We start from the raw sequence: 19811 nt of genomic DNA on the forward strand, positions 1-19811 counted from the left end.
GACCGATCATTTAAAATTACGGCCTGGGTGAAATATATCCTCCTGTTTGCCTTCACTTTTATTGGACGCTTTGGAATCTGCCGGGAACGCTGCACCTTCATCGGATTTAGCCAGTGCATGAGAAAGGCTTTCTGTCTGCTGTGGAGAAAGCACACGCAGCAGCTTTGACATATTATAGCATTTGGATACGATCACATGCACGATCTGTCCTTCCCGCTGAAGTTTGCCTTCCACCATCAATAACCTGGATTGTACGATCTCTTTACGGAATTTATTAAATATATTTTCAAACACCACCAGGTTACAGGTGCCGGTTTCATCCTCTATGGTAATGAAGCAAACGCCCTTTGCCGTACCTGGCCGTTGCCGGACGAGTACCAATCCGGCCACTTTTACCGTTGTTCCGTCAACACCATTATTGATCACCTGCGTAGACAGGATATGCAACTGCTCCAGCTGCTTCCGAACGAAGCTGACCGGGTGTGCTTTAAGGGAAAGCGCAGTACTGGCATAATCCTGCACCACATGTTCAGCTTCAGACATCAGTGGTAGTACAACCTGTGCTTCATAACTACTTTGCGAAGGCTGTCCTTTAAATAATGCCTCTGGTTTATCATGTAAGGAAGATACTTCCCACAAAGCCTGCCTTCGATCCAGCTCAATAGACCGGAATGCATCTGCATCGGCCAGCCGCTCCAGTGCCCCATGGGATAACCCCGCATCTTTCAGTTCAGGAATGGTCTTATAACCCTGATAACGGTTATTGATCAGGAGCTGAATATCTTCTTCCCGCATGCCTTTGATCTGACGGAAACCAAGGCGTAGGGCGCAATATTTGCCGGATGGCGCTTCCAGAAGGTTATCCCAGGCAGAATGATTGATGTCTACAGGCCGGATTTCGACACCGTGTTTACGGGCATCGCTTACCAGCTGGGCTGGCTGATAAAAACCCATCGGCTGGCTGTTCAGCAGTGCCGCGGCAAATACATCCGGATAATAATATTTGAGCCAGCAGGAGACATACACCAGCAGTGCAAAGCTGGCGGCATGGCTTTCCGGGAAACCATAACTCCCGAATCCCTGAAGCTGCCGGAACACCCGCTTTGCATAATCTTCCTCATAGCCTCGCGCCATCATGCCATCGATCAGCTTCTTTTCAAATTTATTCACTGCACCCTGCTTCATTTTAAAGGTAGCCATGCTACGCCGCAGCTGATCCGCCTCTGTGGCCGTAAATCCTGCGGCAACAATAGCCAGTTTCATAGCCTGCTCCTGGAACAGCGGGATACCCATTGTCCGGCTCAGGATCTCTCTCAATTCTTCTTTCGGATATTCTTCCGGTTCTTCTCCATTGCGCCTGCGCAGGTAAGGATGTACCATATCGCCCTGTATCGGCCCCGGTCTTACAATCGCAACTTCGATCACCAGATCATAGAAGCACTTGGGCTTCATGCGGGGCAGCATGGACATTTGGGCGCGGCTTTCTATCTGGAATACGCCGATGGTATCTGCCCGGCTGATCATCTCATATACTTTAGGATCTTCTTCTTTGTTGATGCTGGCCAAAGTCAGCTCTATATTGTAGTGTTTTTTACAAAGGTCAAATGCTTTGCGGATACAGGTAAGCATGCCTAAAGCCAGCACATCTATTTTAAGAAAACCCAATGCATCAATATCATCCTTGTTCCATTCAATGTTTGTCCGGTCCTCCATGCGGGCGTTCATGATCGGGCACAGATCAGTAAGCTTGCCTTGTGTGATGACAAAGCCACCGGTATGCTGGCCCAGCTGCCGGGGGAAGCCGATCATCTGGTGTGTAAGGTCTAATACTTTACTTAGGTAAGGGTCTGAAGGATCAAGTCCCTGATCGGCAACCCGTTTATCATCAAACTTCTCCGGTGTAAGCTCCCATATCGAACTGGACAGCTTATCTATCGTATCCACACTTAAGCCCATTGCTTTTCCTACGTCCCTGATCGCGCCCTTCTGGTGAAGCTGAGTAACTGTTGCGACAATAGCCGCCCGTTCACGCCCGTACTTCTGGTAAATGTACTGGATCACTTCCTCGCGTCTTTCATGTTCAAAATCCACGTCAATATCCGGCGGTTCATTTCTGGCGGAGGAAATGAAACGTTCAAACAACAGCTCAAACTTAGCCGGATTTACAGAGGTGATACCCAAACAATAACATACGGTAGAGTTTGCCGCAGATCCGCGACCCTGGCAAAGAATGTCCCTGCTTCGCGCAAACTTTACGATGTCATAAACGGTAAGAAAATACGCGGCATAGTTCATCTCCTGGATGAACTTCAGCTCATAGTTTATGGCATTGGTAACCTTTTCCGGTATCTGCTCCCCGAAGTGTTCGCTTGCGCCTTTCCAGGCCAGGTAGGTCAGTTCTTCCTGCGGGGATCTGCCTTCGGAAGTAATTTCGTCAGGATAAACATATTCAAGGCTGTCCAGTGAAAACCTGCATGCTTCTGCCAGTTCCTGTGTAAGCCGAACGGCGGAAGGATGTTGCCGGAACAGGCGGATCATTTCATTTGCAGGTTTCAGAAAACGTTCTGCATTCGCATGTAGTTTTAAACCGGCAGTGTGAATCGTACACTTTTCCCGCACACAGGTCAGCACGTCCTGTAATTCCCTCCGTGAAGGGGTATGGTAATGCACATCGTTGGTAGCTATCAATGGAATGTCGTATTGATCCGACAAGTGCGAGAGCTGAAACAGCTTTTTGTGGTCATTCCCGGTATAGGTGCGGATGGCACCCATATAGAGATCAGTGCCCAGCGCTTCCCGGTATTCCTGCAGATCTTTTTTGAAAGGCTCTTCAAAGTCAAACAACTTGTTTAAGGCGAAGGGGGGTACAACAATGAACTTCATCCCCTTGCTATGCTGGTACACATCTGCCTTGTTTAAAAGGCAATCTCCTTTTTCTGCCCGTAGGTTACCTACGGTTAATAGTGCTGAAAGGCGGCCATAAGCTTCCCTGTCCGTAGGATAAGCAAGCAGGCTATGCCCATCTGTAAGATCCAGGCGGCAGCCGGTGATCACACGCATGTCACAGCTCCGTGCGGCCACATGGGCACGTACAATGCCCGCCAGGGAATTGCGGTCTGTGATGGCAATTTCTTTATAATTGTAAATCGCTGCCTGGTTCACCAGTTCTTCAGGGTGCGAAGCACCACGCAAAAAACTGAAATTACTGGTCACCTGTAATTCTACATAACTCATGATCTACTTCCTCATGCAAAAAATCCATGTATAAACCATTGCTGTGTCTGATCTTCAGAATAATGGCCAGAGCGGAACAACCAGAAACGCTGGCCGTTTTTATCTTCAACAACATAATAGTCCCTGTGCTGCCCTTCTTCTATCCACCATTCCCGCTCGATACGTTCAGGGCCATCGGCTTTTCTCGTTTCATATAAAGCACCTTTATAACGAAAGTTCATGGGCGGGTAATCCGGTATGGGCGCGGTAACCTGGATGGGTTCCGGTTGCCGTAAAATGAGTACCGGTCGCGGGTAATCCGTTCTCCATGCTGTGGAAGGCTTTTCGTCCAGCGAAGCCGCCACTTTAAAAGAGCGTTCCGGCCAGTTCTGTTCCACCGGTAAATACCTGTGGATCGCATCGGAACCCACCTTATTGCTTACCCTGTCCAGCAGTTCTGATACCCTGGCATTGTCCAGGCCGGGAGGCCCTGCCCATAGTTTTTCCTGTGCCTGGCTGACCTCTTCAATCTTGATCGCTTCTAATAAGAAAAGGTCAATGCCCAATGCCGGGCGGATGGTCTGTACCTGGAGTTCAAATAGTTTGAAAAGATGCTCCACATGATGCGATGCCCTGCTGGTACCAATTTCCACCTGCTGAATTTCACCATCTATACGAAAGCATTTTAGTCTGGCCCTGCGTACGCCTTTGCCTTCAGATTTCATGCGGTGGCATAGGCCATGCAACAATCGTTCAATAGCGATTTTGATGGCGGTGGCTGTCTTTAATGGCTCTAAACAGGGTAAACGTTCCTCATAAGGGGCTATGATCTGTAAAGGCGTAATGGGTTCCGCTTTGTTGCCTACCGCTTCAGCTATGCGGTCCAGCAGTTGCTGCCCGAATCTTCTTCTTAGTACAGATGGCGGCATAGTAATGAAACTGCTGATCTGATAGAAACCCAATTTCTTCAGTCGCTGAAGGATACTCTCTTCCAGGCGGAGTGCGGCTGGAGGCAAGGACATTAAAGCTTCCAGCTGCCCGCCAGGCGCAATGATCTTTTCATTACCGAAACGGGCAACTGCCCAGGAAGTACCCACGGTAGTGCTGATCGCAGCTGCTACATCATAACCGGCTGTTCGCAGGCGGCATGTGATCTCTTTCAGGTATTCATTTTCACCACCCCATAAATGGGCACATCCGCTTGCATCCAGTATCAGGCCGTCAGGCAGGTCTACAGCCGCAATAGGCGTATACCGGATACACCATTCCCCAATGCCTTTTAATAAATTCTGCTTTCTATCCGGTTTCTGATCAAAAACCTCCAGCGCCGGAAGAATGGCCTTTGCATCAGCTAATGGAATGCCCGGATAAATGCCATGCCGCTCTGCATCAGGACTTGCAGCGGCAACGAGCATGCGGTTATGAACTTTGCTGGAGAAAACAAAAGGAATACCTTTTAAACGGGGCTGGCGGATGATCATCCAATCCGTTTCTAAATAACGGAACCATATTGCAACAAATCTTTTCTCCATACCACACTATCCGATTTTTCGTAATTTTTCATTTATTGCTGCCGCTGCTTTTCCGGCAATAGGATTAAACTGACCATCCATGCATTCTAACTCCCAATAACCGGTAGTTCCATTTCGAACCTTTAATAATTCAACCGCCCATCGGGGATGACCGACACCGGGCATACGGTTCGCCAGTTCACTTGGTAAAAATGAGAGCTTCCATCTGGCGGTACAGGCTGTAGCTGTGATGGATTTGGGATCATTGCGGAGCAGGAACCCGGTTACTTTACTATTTTCTACGGCCAGTTGAAGGCGCCTGGATGCATTGAAATCCACATCAGGCGCTTCGGCAATTACGGCAGCAAGCCCTTCGCATTTCAATGCTTCCTCCATGACCCAAAGCACATCTTTCGTCTTTTTGAGGTCGATGAAGATCACCCGCTCGGGCTCTACCCCGAATGCCTTAAGGGCAGGCGGAAACACTGTCCTGTCAACACCTATCCATAGGCAAACGCTGCCATTTTTCAGCAGATTGGCCAATATTGCACTCACGAAACCTGCTGTGGCGGCTCTTGTCGGGGAATTACTGATGAACTCATGAACCGCTGCCCTGGGGAATACACCACCGGGAAAGGAAGCCTCCAAAGGCCCTAAGCCAAGGGGATCTTCGCTGCTGTCAAGGCTTTTATGGCCTTGAAGAGAAAGGATTTCCCGCTGCAATTTCTCGATGACTTCCTTTTTGCCGCTCATGTCTCACAAATATGTTTGCTCAATTATTTAGCAATAGTACTAATAATATTAGTAAAATAAAATCTAAGTGACTAGTTTAACATCGGATTAGTAAAATTTGAGGCATGCTGTACTACGATTTAGCCAAAACTTTGAGGTCTGACCGCTGTTCTGTTAGGCATATAAATTGTTTCATAATGCGCGTAAACCCGAATGATGTATGGCGAAAAGAAAAAATAAGGAGGGCGGGCACATTGAACCCATGCTTTGTACCCTGGTAAATGCACCTGTAGATAGCACTGAATATCTGTATGAACAAAAATGGGACGGATACCGAATCATATCTATTGTAGAGGCTGGTAAAATTGTGATGCGTTCCCGCTCAGGCCTGGACTACACCGCAAAATATCCGCTGATAGCAGAAGCATTGCTGAAACTCGGACACGATCTTGTCATCGATGGTGAGGTAGTCGTGTTTAATGATGGAAAACCTGATTTCGATAGCCTTCAGCTGTACAACGGAAAACGAACACCTATTTCGTATTGTGTGTTTGATCTGCTGGAACTGGATGGTACAGATATCAAAGATCTGCCCCTGGCGCAACGTAAAGAACTGCTTTCTGCGCTCGTAGGAAAAAGTAGGACACTGAAATACAGTAAAAGCTATTCGAACGGCCCGCAGCTGTATGCTAAAGCATTGGCGGAGAACCTGGAAGGGATCGTAGGGAAAAAGAAGGACAGCCCATACCTTCCCGGCAACCGCAGCAACCTGTGGATTAAGATACCCACCCGCAAGCGCCAGGAGTTTGTTATCGGTGGCTGGGCGGAATCCGATAAGGTGCGTTCTTTTAAATCCCTGCTTTTTGGTGCTTATGAAAACGGCAAATTTACATGGATAGGCCGCTCAGGCGGTGGCTATAAGCACAGTGAAATGCCCGGCATACTCGCAAAGCTACAGGCGATAGAAACAGAAAAATCGCCTTTTGTAAACCAGGTGCTCGATACCAAGGGCGCAAAGACACATTGGGTTAAACCCCAGCTGGTAGCTAATTTTGAGTTTGCGACCTGGACTAAATCTGGCCGTATCCGTAAGCCAGCAACTTTTCTCGGCTTCCGGAAAGATAAAAAGGCCAAGGATGTCGTGCGGGAAGTGCCCAAAACCGCAAGCCAAATCGATAAGGGAGCTTAAGCGTTGTCAGATCAGTTAAAGCAGGAACTTCTGGAAAGTGCAGCGATTAGTGGCATTTTATGTGTTAAAAGTGCTGTATTTTCGCAGTATGGGGAAGCAGGAAGATATCATTCAGGCTTTTGCGGAAAAACTAAAGGCCGTTTACATGCAGAAGGGCATCAGCATGCAAGACCTGGAGCTAAGTGATGCTGATAAGACCCGGCTGGAAAACATACTTAAGGGTGAGTATGACAATGTTGATGTGCTTTTCTTGGTTCGCATTGCAGATTCGCTGGGTGTACCTCCATATTCCCTTTTGAAATAGGAATAACTAGAACCGTCTCCTCCTTATATATATACGTGGAAAAATGAACTTCCGATAGGATATGCCATTATTGGGGTTTTGTCGAAGGCGCTCTTGATGCTTCCTCTTCTCGTTTACTTCGTTCATAAAACTCTGAACCCTGATTCCCCATTCACCATTCTGAACAGTATTTATAAAAGCATTCTTTGGAATTTCTGCTATATAGGCGTCAAAAAGTCCCTCATACGGGAATAAACAGTAAAGGGGATCACCTGGGTCTTCAGGTTCCCCTTCAATACCAGCCCCTTTGAAATCGAAAATAACAGGCACAGATGAATTAAGCCATGCTTTAGGAAAGCATTCATCAGGAAAATCGGCCATGAAGATGCCTGGTTTGGAGGTAGCGCGAAAATCCTTCTTCCCTTTCAAAAAGCGGGTATAGTCTCTCTTAAGACGCGTACCGTCCACAACCCAAACCATATTCCGATAAAATTTTTCACGGGCAGTACGTTCTTCGGGCTTAATATGTGAGTGCTGAAATTCAAGAACAAGCCCATGTTCGGTTCGCACATCGGCAATATGCTTTTCTCCGGATTGTACATCCGGCATAAATACTTCCTGCCATTCACGGGAGAAATTATTTTTCCAGGAGCGGTGCCATTCTGTTTCCGGTTCCCACCAGCTATCGCACATTCTGATTGTTTGGTGCGCCCAATGGTGAACTCTTACTGTCCCGCATTTTGCAATGACAAGCCGCCCGCATCCTCGACAGTTACCTTGTAATCCGGGTGCCGCCTCTATAGGTTCGTTATTGATCAAAGCAAAGCGCATACTTATCTTTTTTTAAATATAGCCACTTCCCTTTATTGTCGCAATCCTGGAGAATAAAGTTTTATTAATGTTTTCCGGTGGTGAAAGCCCCTTTATAGGTATCAAGGCCAGCACGTATGGTGACAACTGCTCTTTAAAATTTAATTTCCAAAAATATCTTAAATTGTATCCAGCAGATTCTGTCAGCCCTAATCTGAAACCCGAGCAATTTAGCGAACACCCATTTCCTTATCTGAAACCATCATTTTATGAATCCACTAAGCGAAGAAGTTGAAATTCCGCAGGATCTAATTGAAGCGGGCTATCAGAATGTATTCATACATTTTAAAGCAGCTTACCCGGAAATACCTTCATCGGTACTTGAACATTTCAGAAAGATAACTGTAATAGAAAATTATCTGAAAAACACCGTCATCCTGGACTACGGAAATGTTTGTCGTAAATGCTGCTTTATTATTAAAGGTTATGTTATTTCCCGGCTGATATATGATGGTCAGGAAAAGGCCATCTGGTTTGTTGGTGATGGTGAAATCACAATGGGCGTACAGAGCTATTTTGAGCAAATACCCAGCAAAGAAAGCCTGACTACTGCGGAAGATACGCTATGTATCGTGCTCTATTATGATCAATACCTGGAACTGGTTAATGATGGGCCACATTTTAAAATTCTGGTCGGCCAGTTGTTCTACAAATATTTGTTGCAGGCACTAGACCGCATTGAACTCCTTCATGCTGATCCTGAAACAAGGTACACGTATATATTAACCCACAGATCTGATATTGTCACCAAGACAACAGTAAGTGACACGGCCACCTATCTTGGCATTGCCAGGGAAACCCTCAGCCGTTTGAGAAGCCAGCTAAGGAAAAAATAAAAATGAGGAACGCCTCCACCAGCATTATTTGTCCCCTGATTTCGTGACGAAAATCACACACAATGTATAAATGCCTGGTTAATTTTGCCTAAAATCAAACTCCGTTAGAAAACTCTAAACAGTCACGCAATAACGCGCATGATGCGTTTATTCTAAAAAAATAAAACATTACAAAACATTATACGTTATTAGTTTATTGTTAATCAGCGAATTAGACGTTAATTGTTTTGTGACATCAACCCTATTGTTCCTGAAGCCTCACCTCTCTAACCGCTGGAATTATTAATTATTAGCTAACTCCTAACCAGAATGGTATGAAGAAGAATCAGTATGAGTTGGAATGGCTGGATGATGTGGTTTCTATCCAATTGAATCCAGATGTGAAGGGCAGCAAAGACTTGTCCAGTGAAGAAACCAACAAAATTAAACAGCGCATTGAAACAGAAGAACGTGAAGTTCTTTCCCGTTTGAAAAATCGTTTATTCCGCGTTCCGGATGAAGCTGCCAGCAGGTCACTGGTAAAGAAGTATCATGATGACCTGGTGCTGATGATCACCAAGAACTACAGCCACTTGCATCATCCAGCTGTGATGCACTCAGGACTGAAAGAACTGCACGAGTTTATCGGCGCCCGTCTGCACTATATCCTCTTTCTGTTTGAAAAGGAACTTTCTTCTTTTCTGAATACAGAAAACCTTGTTCCGATCACCGAACTACTGATACAGAAAACGCAGATCCTGGAACGCGCAGACGATATGAGAAAAAACCTTGCTACAGGGGAATACGGCATGGCCCCGGTAGATATAGTAATGGAGGTGATAGAGGATTATATTTCCAAAATAGATAACAGGGTTCCGATCACCCTGCGGGAATCCAGTTATATAAGAGAACTGATGCATGACGTGTTAAGTATAGATGGCAATCTCACCTCCATCACCGGATGTGATGCCATCAACGAACTACTCATTATCTGGAACTTAAACAGCAAGAACTGTATCCGGTACTTTACCACAGGTACACAGATGCTGATGGACAGCAAAGAAACAGAAGAAGAAAAGCTAGCGTTTCTGAAACTGGAAAGCAAGAAGCTGGACATCATACCGGAACGGCAGAACTTTGTGCTGGACCCTGATTTCCCATCGGTAAAGGAGTATTGTTACAAATGGCTGAACAATGAGATTGCTTATCGGGAAAACCGGCTGGAAGGTTTCGTGCCGTTGGCACGGGAAGAAGCCAGGAAGGAGATGAAAGAAAATGCTTTTAAAGCTGTTGTTTCCATGTCTGTTGACCAATTGAGTCTGATCTTAAGGGCCTTATTTGATCTTCGTATTATACTGGCCAAAAGCATGAGTGCAGCCTTTAAAGCCATCACACCATACCTGTCAACGCCTTTAACTGAAAACATCAATTGGGACAATGCCAGAACAAAGTCCTACGTTGCTGAAGAAAGCGACAAACAGATTGTGATCGCAAAGCTGGAGGAACTGATCCGGCTAATCAGAAGCTACTGATGGCCACATTCAATTGTATTTTATAATACCCCATTCTCTGAATGGGGTATTTTTTTTGCTCCGCTTTTTCTTAAAATAGTAAAAAAAATACGCCCTCAAGGCGTATTTTTTTTACCCTTATTCTATTGAAAAAGAACGTAGTACAATAAGTACAATAAAAGTTGTTCCCTAAATCGGTCTTTTGCAGTTTTTGCGTTTGGTGTTCCTTTGACCTGTCAATTAACAACAACCCTTAGCAGATGCGAAGGTTGGAAATGTGAAATGTAAACGTAAAAGAAATGCTAAAGAACATTACCTGGCTGCAATACTTTACAGCAGTCTTTCTGATCCTTGTTCCTTATTATGCTTTCCTGCTACTGCGTTATTACAAACGTACAAAGGCCGGTACAAAAGATGATTCACAGAGATCATATGAAGATGCGCATCAGGAGGAACAGGAATATACTGAAGAACCTGATTTCGATTCCATTCCGGAAGATCTGTTTACCCAGGCACAAGAGCTGATTGCCAAACTGAAAGCATTCCTTATTCGCGCCTCCAATGAAGGGCTAGAGAGAGAAGAACTGCTGGTTAATGTCAAAAGTCATCTGGATGATTATCCATCCCTGAATATCGATGCTTTCAGACCAGCCATTAATGAAATGATTGTCGCAGAGTGTGATAGGAATAGCTCCGTAACGCTGAGTGAGCGTGAAGTAGATGGGTTGTGGGAATAGCGTGCGGAGCGTCTGCCTCCCTTCCCGCCTTGGTTGGCGGGAAGGCAAAGGCAGATTTTCAACCCAATGAATTGATAAGAAGAACGTACCCCCAACCTGCTTAGTGCTGTAGAGCTTGTGGTGAGATTGATAGAAGCATTGGTTTGGCGGTTCCCTGCCCCTCCCTGCGGCCATGCCCAGGGAGGATCAGCAGGGTTTTGAGAAGGAGAAATTTAAAAGTGTGAGAGATATGTGGAGAGAGAATTTAGATTCTTCTGTAGAGAAGGGCAAGAAAATTATGCTGACTGTGGTTTTGGTTCTGATCACAATTGCAGTGGAAGCACAAAACGGAAAGGCCGGTATAGAGGAAGCGGATAAAGCAGTAAGAGGTTATTTCAAATCAGGGACTAGCCTGATGTATGCCATAGGAGCGGTTTTAGGACTAATCGGGGCGGTAAAAGTGTATACCAAGTGGAATGGTGGGGATCAGGATACCTCAAAAGTAGCAGCAGCGTGGTTCGGCAGCTGTATCTTCCTGGTCATCGTTGCAACAGTAATTGAATCCTTTTTCGGCGTAAAATAATGGCAGCTATGGAAGCACAACTCTTAGAACAATTCAGGGCATACATTGTAACCCATCATCCTGAGCTGATCCTACGTAATCAGCAGGAATACCCGTTAAGTCAGTACATCAGGGAAAGCATGCAATCCATACTTCCAACGCTTCAGTACCTGGAGGATCAGGGCAAGCCGGAACATGAGGTATTAGACCTCTGCATGAAAGAGATGATCAAAAAGTTAGGCCCATCAAAGGCCGATTACCTGCGGGAAGTACTAAAAACAGAATTTCCAAAAGAACACCATGCACTGAATAAGGTCGGAACACTTACCCAGAATGTGGTGGACCTTATCCGCTTATGTGATGAGGTTTTTGATGCTTATGGCTTTTCTGAAAACAACAAAGACAGCAATCAGCTTTGGATTGCAATCATAGTGGTTGTTCACGATTATTTAATTGATTCGGGTATATAGCGTTGAATAGAGAATTCACTTCGTAAAAATCTAAAGGATTCTTAGTATAGTATCTGGTTCTAAATGTAACGAAGATGACGGGTGTCAGGTTGCTGTGGCTGTTGTAAAAAGGTATGTGCTTTCCACCCGTTCGCGCATTTAATCACCTAACGCCGGCGTGGAATGCCGTGGCATCCGGTCAATAACGCAGCAATACAATGGAGCCAGAAAACCCCTTAAATGTATCTGTATTTATCCATTAATAAATAAAATATGAGCAGTGTATATACTATAAATAAAGGCATTAATAAAAGTATCGAGTTTAAAGGGCTAAAAGCCCAGTACATCTGGTACTTTGGCGGTGTTGTCATGCTTTTGTTCCTGCTGTATACCATTATGTATTTCATAGGGCTGAATTCTTATATCGCTATGGGGATCATTGTGATTGCTGGAACAGGTTTGGTGTTAAAGGTTTATGCCCTGAGCAACAAGTATGGGGAATTTGGAATGATGAAGGCCATGGCAAAAAAGATGGTACCAAAAGTAATAAAAAGCTATAGCAGAGCGGTTTTCCGAAACCTGATTGTTCAAAACAAGAAATGAATACGATGGATAATTCTGAAATGTCGTTTGACTTCCCGACGCTGGATATTGCCGGAACTGAATATAAGATCAATATCGGAAGCTATTACTGGTTTCCAGTTGACCGTAACAGCCGGGTAAAGGAGCTGGAGCTGTCAGGACTTGAGATTATGAGGTATGATAATTACTCCCATTATGGTTACTATAACCTGAAAAAAAAGGAACTGGTAAAGACCTTTCCAAAAGACATCACTGAATTTCCAAAAGATGTGGTGGCGATTTCCTTTCCGCGCCTGAGAGATTTAGACCCAAGGCGGTTTGCATTGATGAACGGCTTACCTGTTCCTCCCAACCAAATGTCACAACGGAAATTTGTTGCCGCGCTAATACCACTGGATGAAACTGATATGGCTTGCCGCATTGATGAGAACAGGGCAAAGCTAAAAGAAAAGACCCATCAGGGGAGGGCACAGAAACCGGGCTTTCCGGGAGAAGTTCCCGCACTAAAAAAGAAAACAAAATTGAGGAAGAGAGGTTAGAGATGGAAACTGAAAAAACACCCTGGGATGAACTGCCCTACTTAGCAATCAAGGGCACAGACTACCAGATAGACATTCGCGCCGGAAAGCTCTGGGCTTTGACTACGGGTGTAGATGATGTATACCTTGCTGATTTAGAAAAGATGGAGAGCGGGTGTTACATGGGCTATTTTGACATTTGTGAGGAGTGCTTTGTGAAGTTCCACAATATAGCAGAGATAGATTATGCTGAAATATATGCTGTCGTACTCCCACCAGATAAAGAACCGGATTACCCTACTTACGTTAAGATGAAGGGCATTTCTGCGGTTGATCTTGAAGATATACCTGTGAAAACGTTTTTTGATGTTTACACAGTACCGTTCAGCGGAATGGCAATCATGGGTTCGTATCATGATCATAAAACCGGACATGCCATTTCATGGCACAAACCCTCCATCCGCATTCCACTGGCACCGGATGCATCGGGAAATGTAAAAGATCATAAGCAGCAAGAAAGTAAGGAGATGAAAAAGGCTCAAAAAGTCCGAAACCGGAAAAAACTGGGATAAGGATCATATTTGTATAGTAACTGCAATTGAGGTAGATATGGAAAGTAACGAAAATCAAATAGTTGATTACCAGGGAATGATTATCATTCACGGAGATCTTTATGAGTTTGCGAAATCAGGGAATGGCATTAGCTTATATGGCGATCCCTCACATAAATTGACCTTTCAGCATCTGGACAAAAGCTGGGGTTCCTATAGCGGTGGTTACAGCGTACAGAAAAAAGATTTTGTAGATGTAGTGGACTTCCTGCGAAATATTAATAAGACTTTGAACACCATAATTCCTGTCAGAATCATTGACGAAAGAGAAAAGCTAACAGAGGAAGATATCAGGGAGTATAATGAACTTAGCCTTAACCGGAAACATGGATATCACTACGTTGATAAAGGGTTGTCGGAAAGGTTAAATGGAACACTTCCTATAATTGACTTGTATGGAAAAAATTATCATGTCGATATAAAAAATGCACAACTTATCCCAGCTGATGGAATTAAGAAGAGTATTCAGTTTAACCGTTGTGATTTATTTGAACCTTCTGTGATCCTTTATGATATCAGCACGCACTCACAAGTGAAAATGAATGAGAGCCAGAAACAATTATACCCTAACGTGGTAGGTGTGAAATTTCCGGCACTTCAGGAACTTGATATCATTGCAAGGGCAGAAATGTCAGGTTTACCGGCTACGTCACTTTTATGCGCAATGCCATGGAGACCAGATCAGACAAAAATTGAAACTATAGAACTGTCGGATGTAAATATCACCAGGCTTAACCTTCATAACAAGAAACAACAGGAACTGGAGAAGAAGGCCGGAGTATTAAAAGATCAAAAAATTAGAGGCGTCAAAAGGCAAAAATAACCTGGACAGTACACCTATATCAGATATAGAGGATTAGTGAAAATGGAAAGAGTGGATTATAAAGGAATGATTGTGCTGCATGGCGACCTTTTCAGGTTTGATCAGCAGCGCCGGTACCTGATAGATCAGGAAAACAAACAAAACAGGTATGATCTTTCGGTGTTTGAGCGAAGCGGGTATTACCTGAAGGGGTTATATGATATCCGAAGTCATAAGGTTATTAGTTCATCAGAGGCCCTGATATATGCTACCGCAGACAAGCAGCCTTACCCCTTTAAAATTCCGGTTGCCATTGTCCATAAAGGTGAAAGACTATCAGATCGTGTCATAAATCTTATAAATAATGACAGCCTGAAGTGGAAGCATGGGTTCTATTATGTAGATCAGGCATTGTCTGACAGGTTAAATGGCGATTTACCTACCATAGACATCTACGGGACCTCTTTTATTTTGAATATTAAGGAAAGGGAACTGTCTCAGGTAGATCTTCCGGAAAACAAGATCTGTTTTCCCCACAGGGCTATGTTTGAATGTTCAGAGATATTTTATAGCACCTCCAGACACACCCAGGTAAATGTCAATTCCATGGTCATGTTTCCTAATCTTAAAGAATTTCATCCGGATGTCGAGTGCATTTTATTTCCCCCTCTTCAGGAAATGGATATGATCGGTTATATCCAGCTATCCGAAATGAAAGCGACAGCTATGGTGTGTGAAATACCATGGCAACCGGATCAAAGCAAAATTCGGACTATGAACCTCAAAGATGTGGATATAGCTAGTCTTCTGCTGAAAAACCTGCGGCAACAACCGCAGGTAACACGGCCGGATGATATCAAACAGTCAGCTCAACAAAAGGAGAAACAAACTGAAAAATACACGAGGAAGAATGGCAACAAACGAAAGCTATCATAATCAGGCAAATAAAGGAAAAGAAACAATTGAAAGATGGGACAAGAGCAACAGCATATAACAGACTATACCGGCCTGGTGGTCATACACGGCGATCTTTTTCAGTTTGATAAATCCGGAGATTTCATTTTCGAATATGGAAATCCAGCCAATAAACAGGACATTAAAGCACTTGATGTCGGCATCTTTTATATAAATGGTATTTATGATCATGTCAATAAAAAGCTGCTTCCACCAGATGCAAAAAATGCATATGGCAGTTTTAAAACTTTTGTCGTTCCAAAGCTCTATTCTGAGGAATGGAAAAATGTGGATGAAGATACGCGGATAACATTTAACAGCATAAGCATTAAACATCAGCTAGGGTATTATTTAGTAGGCAAAGCATTATCTGACAGACTAAACGGTGTATTGCCTTCTTTGGAATATGATGGGCTGAAGTACATTGTAGATGCAGAAAAGTGCGAACTCATACAAACAGATGACCTCTCAAAAACAATTAGCCTTGGGCCAGAAGCATTTTCCAAGCCCTCAGTGGTATATTATGACACCCATAGTAAAATGCAAATTCATGCTGACCAGGTGTTTTCAGATTATTCTGAACATACCGTCCAGCTTAAATTCCCCCCATTAAACGAGTTTGATATCGTTGGATATGGGAAAAAGTACGGTCTTTCCCCTACGGTCTTGGTATGTACGGTTCCTCTGGAACCAGACCCTACCCGTATTGAGAAGATGCAGCTCTCCAGGGAGGAAGCGCTAAAGATAGAACGTGCTGTAAGAGATTCATGGGTAATAAAACAAGTAAAAGTTAACAAACGTAAAAAGAAACCTGGAAAGCAGAGAAAAGGGGGTGGCTAGGTGGGTATCGCAAATTTTAAATAACTAGCAGCGCAGAAAAAACAAACCAATATATCAGGGGCAAAATTGCCTCTATGTGAAAGAGAAAATTGTGAGATGGAAAAAAAATTGGAAAAGATATTCCCCATCATGGGGGTTGAACATGATTGTATATTGTCAGGTCAGGGTGATATAACTGTTGTGTATAAGACTGAGTTGCCTGAGATATTTACGCTCTCTGATACAGAGTATGAGGCATTTCATCATGCGTGGATAAAGGCAATCCGCTTACTGCCCAAACACTCCGTATTCCATAAACAGGATTGGTATATGCGTTCGGCATATACTCCTTTAAAGACGGAGCAACCCAGCTATCTTCAGCATGCTGCTGATCAACATTTTAAAGGTCGTGAGTACATAGCTCATACCTGTTACATTGCAATTACAAAAAAACCAGATGGCAGAAAACCCAGTTCTTCTATGTTCTCCAGTCTGCTCAGGAGAAGTATTGTGCCAGAGCAAACCCTGAAAGCTGATGCACTGAAGCTGTTCCTGGATAGCTGCGGACAGTTCAAAAGAATCATGGAGGATTCCGGATTTGTAAAGCTTCAGCGGCTTACTAATGCTGAACTCAGTAGTCAGCACAGAAAGGCGGGCCTGATAGAGCGATATTGTTTCCTCTTGGAAAACCCAGAACCGATGACCATAAAGGATATTGAATTCGGGGATTCTATTAAAGTAGGTCAGCAGCAATGCCAGTTATATACGCTGGGTGATGCTGCTGATCTGCCATCACTTTGCGGCAGCAGAATAAATTACGATAAATTTAGTACGGATAAAACAAAATTTAGTGTTGGCTTTGCTGCTTCCCTTGGACAGCTGCTTTCCTGCAATCACATCTACAACCAATATATATTTATTGGTGATGGCCAGAAGACTTTGCAACGGCTGGAAACAAAAAGGCTCAGGTTGCAATCCCTATCCGCTTATTCACGCGAGAATGCCATTGCAAGGGATGCGACCAACGATTTTCTGAACGAGGCCATATCGGAACAGCGCTTACCGGTAAAAGCACATTACAATATTCTGGCCTGGACAGATGAGCCGGAAGAAATAAAAGAAATACGGAACCGGGTAAGCACAGCATTTGCGCAGCTGGACGCCGTAGCCAAACAGGAAACAGCTGGTGCCCCGCAAATCTTTTGGGCAGGCATTCCCGGTAACAGCGCAGATTTTCCAGAAAATGATACATTTGACACCTTTCTTGAACAGGCCACATGTTTTCTGAACTGTGAAGGTGAACCGAAATCAGCACCTCCACACCAGGGTATTCGCCTCTGTGAACGCTTGTCCTCCAAACCCATCTTTTTAGACCTTTATGATTCCGTTCGTGAAGCAGGTGTCACGAGTAACATGGGCACACTCATTGTAGGTGCCAGTGGAACTGGTAAAAGCATGCTGGCCAATACGATGCTGCATTCTCTCTATAATCAAGGCGCACATTGCGTTACAATTGATATTGGAGGTAGTTACAGGGGGCTTTGTTCCATGTTGGGCGGGTATTACTTTACATACGAGGAACATGACCCGATCAAATTTAACCCCTTCTATCTTTCAGAGGGGGAAATGCTGGATACGGAGAAAAAAGAAAGCCTGAAATCTCTGCTGGTAGCTCTCTGGAAGCAGGAAAATGAAAGTGTTTACAGAAGTGAATATGTAGCCCTCTCCAATGCTCTGAGTGGGTACTTCCTGTTCCTGGAGACAAATCCTCAGGTATTTCCATGTTTCAATACCTTTTATGAATACCTGCTGAATGAGTATCAGGGAATCCTGAAATCCCATAATGTCAAAGACAGGGACTTTGATCTCAATAATTTCCTATATGTCCTCAGGCCATATTACAAAGATGGAGAATTTGACTTCCTGTTAAATGCAACAGAAAACCTGAACTTGTTACATCAACGCTTTATCGTCATAGAATTAGATAACCTGGCCGGGCATCCGGTTCTTTTTAGTGTTGTAACGCTACTGATCACTGAGGCTTTTATATCCAAGATGAGAAAGCTAAAAGGATTAAGAAAGGTATTGACGATTGACGAAGCATGGAAAGCTATCATGAACGCCGGTATGGCTGGTTTCATGCAATATGCTGTGAAAACCTTCCGCAAGTTTAACGCTATTCCCAACATCATCACTCAGGAGATAGATGACCTGATCAGTTCTCCTATCATTAAAGAAGCGATAATTAACAACTGCGACGTCAAGATCCTGCTCGACATGCGCAAATTCATGAACAAATTCGATAAGGTTCAGGACACATTGGGCCTGTCTGAAAAAGCAAAATCAATGTTATTGTCTGTGAATAAAGACCAAAGGGAAGTGTTTATTGATTTGGGAGGACAAGTGCAGAAGGTGTATAAAAATGAACTGTGTCCGCAGGAATATTATGCGTTTACTACTGAAGGTAAAGAACGCGTGATGGTGATGGAATATGCAGAACGCTATGGCAGTATGGAAAAAGGAATTGAACGGCTTGTTGGCGAACTTAATAGCAATTAGGAAATGAAAGATTTTAGAAAAGACTTTGATGCTGCTCTTGTGAGAATGTGGGGGAAATTAGAGAAAAAGGGTTACCAGCCAATAAAGTATCAGTTTCAACGGCTCATGGGAAAAGAAAAGGGTGACCTGCTGAGTAATATCAGATCGGCGTGGAAGGAATATGCGGCGGATGCGAACAATTTCAACAATGATGGAACGCTGAAAAACAAATCGAATCTTTTTCCAACCTTTCTGTGTGTACCCCTCCAGGGCAGGGAAAAAGAAGAGGTGCTAGATTCTCTCGATTTTACGCTGGACTATACTCCGGAAAAAGGGTTATGCATTACAAATATGTACATGATGAGAACTTACAAAAACCTTGACCATATTGAAATAAACATCAAACATAAGCCTGACGACCCTCCAGCTGTTAAAGACCTTAAGAAACTTATGGATAAAACAGATAAACAGCGCATCAGAGCGACTGGAGGGAGCATCATTAAAGAAGTTGATTTAACCAGAGCAAGAAAAGTTAGCATGCGAACGTAAAATGGAAAAGGAATAGATGAAGATGAAAGAACAGGAAAGGAAGAAGCGATGAAAGACTATCGGAAAGAAACAGAAGGAGAACTGATGCGCTTATGGAACAGATTGGGCAAGAGCGGTTTCCGGTTTATCAAATTACAATTTGATTTCTTCACAGAGACGGAAAGCAATGCCACTTTACAATTTATCCTGTCTGAGGTGAAGAATCATATGGAAGCTCAAGGGCGCTTTAATGCCAATGGTACTTTAAGAGACACTGCTGATCTTTTTCCGTTCTGTTTATATGCGCCTCTTCCAAAGGTGAGGCCAACCAATGTGACAACATTTGTCGATTTTAAACTTGATTATTCTCCTGAACACAGGTTTCACGTATCGGAGTTAGTTGTTAAAAAGGAATATGATGATTATGAGTTTACAGAGATAAAAGTCCGGATTAAGCCAGGCGAGATACCAACTACCCGGCAATTAGCTCTGCTCACCGACAAAGCAGATAAGGAAAGGATCAGAAAGAAAGAAAAAATGGCTACCACTACTGTTAACGCATCAGACGTTAAAATGAAACTAAAAAGACGAATGTAATAATATAGAAA

At 43.9% G+C, this 19811-nt stretch carries 20 protein-coding genes; 16 read left to right on the forward strand and 4 right to left on the reverse strand.

Features of this window, described 5'->3' with window-relative positions; translation table 11 throughout:
• Positions 1 to 6: 6 nt before the first annotated feature.
• The 3 genes from BUR42_RS06445 to BUR42_RS06455 are packed head-to-tail and all read right to left on the reverse strand — an operon-like array spanning position 7 to position 5477.
• Positions 7 to 3234: an error-prone DNA polymerase gene (locus BUR42_RS06445; protein WP_074238439.1), complete on the reverse strand. Its 3228-nt coding sequence runs from the start codon at positions 3232 to 3234 to the stop codon at positions 7 to 9.
• An 11-nt stretch (positions 3235 to 3245) separates the two neighbouring features.
• Positions 3246 to 4745 (reverse strand): Y-family DNA polymerase, encoded by a 1500-nt coding sequence (locus BUR42_RS06450; protein ID WP_074238440.1) that lies wholly within the window; start codon positions 4743 to 4745, stop codon positions 3246 to 3248.
• A gap of 6 nt (positions 4746 to 4751) precedes the next feature.
• The gene (locus BUR42_RS06455; protein ID WP_074238441.1) at positions 4752 to 5477 is read right to left on the reverse strand and encodes an ImuA family protein; all 726 of its coding nucleotides are present in this window, start codon (positions 5475 to 5477) and stop codon (positions 4752 to 4754) included.
• 199 nt (positions 5478 to 5676) lie between these two features.
• Here BUR42_RS06455 and ligD point away from each other — a divergent pair, with 199 nt between their 5' ends.
• Both ligD and BUR42_RS06465 read left to right on the forward strand, forming a co-directional pair.
• Positions 5677 to 6645 carry a non-homologous end-joining DNA ligase gene (gene ligD, locus BUR42_RS06460; RefSeq protein ID WP_074238442.1) on the forward strand — a complete coding sequence of 323 codons (969 nt, stop codon included), beginning with the start codon at positions 5677 to 5679 and terminating at the stop codon, positions 6643 to 6645.
• 88 nt (positions 6646 to 6733) lie between these two features.
• A complete protein-coding gene (locus BUR42_RS06465; protein ID WP_074238443.1) occupies positions 6734 to 6949 on the forward strand; it encodes a helix-turn-helix domain-containing protein in 216 nt (71 codons plus the stop codon).
• A gap of 6 nt (positions 6950 to 6955) precedes the next feature.
• Here the strand turns inward: BUR42_RS06465 and BUR42_RS06470 are convergent, their stop codons facing one another.
• Positions 6956 to 7759, reverse strand: coding sequence for a competence protein CoiA (locus BUR42_RS06470; RefSeq protein ID WP_074238444.1), 804 nt, complete (start codon positions 7757 to 7759; stop codon positions 6956 to 6958).
• A 248-nt stretch (positions 7760 to 8007) separates the two neighbouring features.
• On the opposite strand from BUR42_RS06470, the gene BUR42_RS06475 reads away from it, so the two are divergent.
• The 14 genes from BUR42_RS06475 (at position 8008) to BUR42_RS06540 (ending at position 19800) form a co-directional block, all read left to right on the forward strand.
• On the forward strand, positions 8008 to 8634 hold the full coding sequence (locus tag BUR42_RS06475) for a Crp/Fnr family transcriptional regulator (protein WP_074238445.1): 627 nt from the start codon (positions 8008 to 8010) through the stop codon (positions 8632 to 8634).
• A gap of 314 nt (positions 8635 to 8948) precedes the next feature.
• Entirely contained in the window at positions 8949 to 10145 is a 1197-nt protein-coding gene (locus BUR42_RS06480; RefSeq protein ID WP_074238446.1) for a hypothetical protein, read from the forward strand.
• A 278-nt stretch (positions 10146 to 10423) separates the two neighbouring features.
• The gene (locus BUR42_RS06485; RefSeq protein ID WP_074238447.1) at positions 10424 to 10861 is read left to right on the forward strand and encodes a hypothetical protein; all 438 of its coding nucleotides are present in this window, start codon (positions 10424 to 10426) and stop codon (positions 10859 to 10861) included.
• 172 nt (positions 10862 to 11033) lie between these two features.
• Positions 11034 to 11423, forward strand: a complete 390-nt coding sequence (locus BUR42_RS06490; protein ID WP_084185438.1) for a DUF4134 domain-containing protein — start codon at positions 11034 to 11036, stop codon at positions 11421 to 11423.
• 8 nt (positions 11424 to 11431) lie between these two features.
• Positions 11432 to 11872, forward strand: coding sequence for a hypothetical protein (locus BUR42_RS06495; RefSeq protein ID WP_143197359.1), 441 nt, complete (start codon positions 11432 to 11434; stop codon positions 11870 to 11872).
• A gap of 252 nt (positions 11873 to 12124) precedes the next feature.
• Positions 12125 to 12454 (forward strand): DUF4133 domain-containing protein, encoded by a 330-nt coding sequence (locus BUR42_RS06500; protein WP_074238449.1) that lies wholly within the window; start codon positions 12125 to 12127, stop codon positions 12452 to 12454.
• Positions 12451 to 12972 (forward strand): hypothetical protein, encoded by a 522-nt coding sequence (locus BUR42_RS06505; protein ID WP_074238450.1) that lies wholly within the window; start codon positions 12451 to 12453, stop codon positions 12970 to 12972. Before BUR42_RS06500 ends, BUR42_RS06505 begins: the two co-directional genes overlap by 4 nt.
• 2 nt (positions 12973 to 12974) lie before the next feature.
• Positions 12975 to 13523 carry a hypothetical protein gene (locus BUR42_RS06510; RefSeq protein WP_074238451.1) on the forward strand — a complete coding sequence of 183 codons (549 nt, stop codon included), beginning with the start codon at positions 12975 to 12977 and terminating at the stop codon, positions 13521 to 13523.
• 37 nt (positions 13524 to 13560) lie between these two features.
• Positions 13561 to 14385 carry a hypothetical protein gene (locus BUR42_RS06515; RefSeq protein ID WP_074238452.1) on the forward strand — a complete coding sequence of 275 codons (825 nt, stop codon included), beginning with the start codon at positions 13561 to 13563 and terminating at the stop codon, positions 14383 to 14385.
• 51 nt (positions 14386 to 14436) lie between these two features.
• The gene (locus tag BUR42_RS06520; protein ID WP_143197360.1) at positions 14437 to 15300 is read left to right on the forward strand and encodes a hypothetical protein; all 864 of its coding nucleotides are present in this window, start codon (positions 14437 to 14439) and stop codon (positions 15298 to 15300) included.
• Between the two features lie 33 nt (positions 15301 to 15333).
• Positions 15334 to 16158, forward strand: coding sequence for a hypothetical protein (locus tag BUR42_RS06525; RefSeq protein ID WP_074238454.1), 825 nt, complete (start codon positions 15334 to 15336; stop codon positions 16156 to 16158).
• A 96-nt stretch (positions 16159 to 16254) separates the two neighbouring features.
• Entirely contained in the window at positions 16255 to 18696 is a 2442-nt protein-coding gene (locus BUR42_RS06530; protein ID WP_074238455.1) for a TraG family conjugative transposon ATPase, read from the forward strand.
• A 3-nt stretch (positions 18697 to 18699) separates the two neighbouring features.
• Entirely contained in the window at positions 18700 to 19224 is a 525-nt protein-coding gene (locus BUR42_RS06535) for a hypothetical protein (RefSeq protein ID WP_074238456.1), read from the forward strand.
• Between the two features lie 48 nt (positions 19225 to 19272).
• The gene (locus BUR42_RS06540) at positions 19273 to 19800 is read left to right on the forward strand and encodes a hypothetical protein (protein WP_074238457.1); all 528 of its coding nucleotides are present in this window, start codon (positions 19273 to 19275) and stop codon (positions 19798 to 19800) included.
• Positions 19801 to 19811 lie beyond the last annotated feature (11 nt).

It is taken from the genome of Chitinophaga niabensis (assembly GCF_900129465.1).
Classification (GTDB): Bacteria; Bacteroidota; Bacteroidia; order Chitinophagales; family Chitinophagaceae; genus Chitinophaga; species Chitinophaga niabensis.

Coding starts and splice junctions, on each gene's coding strand:
- BUR42_RS06445 (WP_074238439.1), bottom strand. CDS start 3,234: ATGAGTTATGTAGAATTACAGGTGACCAGTAATTTCAGTTTTTTGCGT.
- BUR42_RS06450 (WP_074238440.1), bottom strand. CDS start 4,745: ATGGAGAAAAGATTTGTTGCAATATGGTTCCGTTATTTAGAAACGGAT.
- BUR42_RS06455 (WP_074238441.1), bottom strand. CDS start 5,477: ATGAGCGGCAAAAAGGAAGTCATCGAGAAATTGCAGCGGGAAATCCTT.
- ligD (WP_074238442.1), top strand. CDS start 5,677: ATGGCGAAAAGAAAAAATAAGGAGGGCGGGCACATTGAACCCATGCTT.
- BUR42_RS06465 (WP_074238443.1), top strand. CDS start 6,734: ATGGGGAAGCAGGAAGATATCATTCAGGCTTTTGCGGAAAAACTAAAG.
- BUR42_RS06470 (WP_074238444.1), bottom strand. CDS start 7,759: ATGCGCTTTGCTTTGATCAATAACGAACCTATAGAGGCGGCACCCGGA.
- BUR42_RS06475 (WP_074238445.1), top strand. CDS start 8,008: ATGAATCCACTAAGCGAAGAAGTTGAAATTCCGCAGGATCTAATTGAA.
- BUR42_RS06480 (WP_074238446.1), top strand. CDS start 8,949: ATGAAGAAGAATCAGTATGAGTTGGAATGGCTGGATGATGTGGTTTCT.
- BUR42_RS06485 (WP_074238447.1), top strand. CDS start 10,424: ATGCTAAAGAACATTACCTGGCTGCAATACTTTACAGCAGTCTTTCTG.
- BUR42_RS06490 (WP_084185438.1), top strand. CDS start 11,034: ATGCCCAGGGAGGATCAGCAGGGTTTTGAGAAGGAGAAATTTAAAAGT.
- BUR42_RS06495 (WP_143197359.1), top strand. CDS start 11,432: ATGGAAGCACAACTCTTAGAACAATTCAGGGCATACATTGTAACCCAT.
- BUR42_RS06500 (WP_074238449.1), top strand. CDS start 12,125: ATGAGCAGTGTATATACTATAAATAAAGGCATTAATAAAAGTATCGAG.
- BUR42_RS06505 (WP_074238450.1), top strand. CDS start 12,451: ATGAATACGATGGATAATTCTGAAATGTCGTTTGACTTCCCGACGCTG.
- BUR42_RS06510 (WP_074238451.1), top strand. CDS start 12,975: ATGGAAACTGAAAAAACACCCTGGGATGAACTGCCCTACTTAGCAATC.
- BUR42_RS06515 (WP_074238452.1), top strand. CDS start 13,561: ATGGAAAGTAACGAAAATCAAATAGTTGATTACCAGGGAATGATTATC.
- BUR42_RS06525 (WP_074238454.1), top strand. CDS start 15,334: ATGGGACAAGAGCAACAGCATATAACAGACTATACCGGCCTGGTGGTC.
- BUR42_RS06530 (WP_074238455.1), top strand. CDS start 16,255: ATGGAAAAAAAATTGGAAAAGATATTCCCCATCATGGGGGTTGAACAT.
- BUR42_RS06535 (WP_074238456.1), top strand. CDS start 18,700: ATGAAAGATTTTAGAAAAGACTTTGATGCTGCTCTTGTGAGAATGTGG.
- BUR42_RS06540 (WP_074238457.1), top strand. CDS start 19,273: ATGAAAGACTATCGGAAAGAAACAGAAGGAGAACTGATGCGCTTATGG.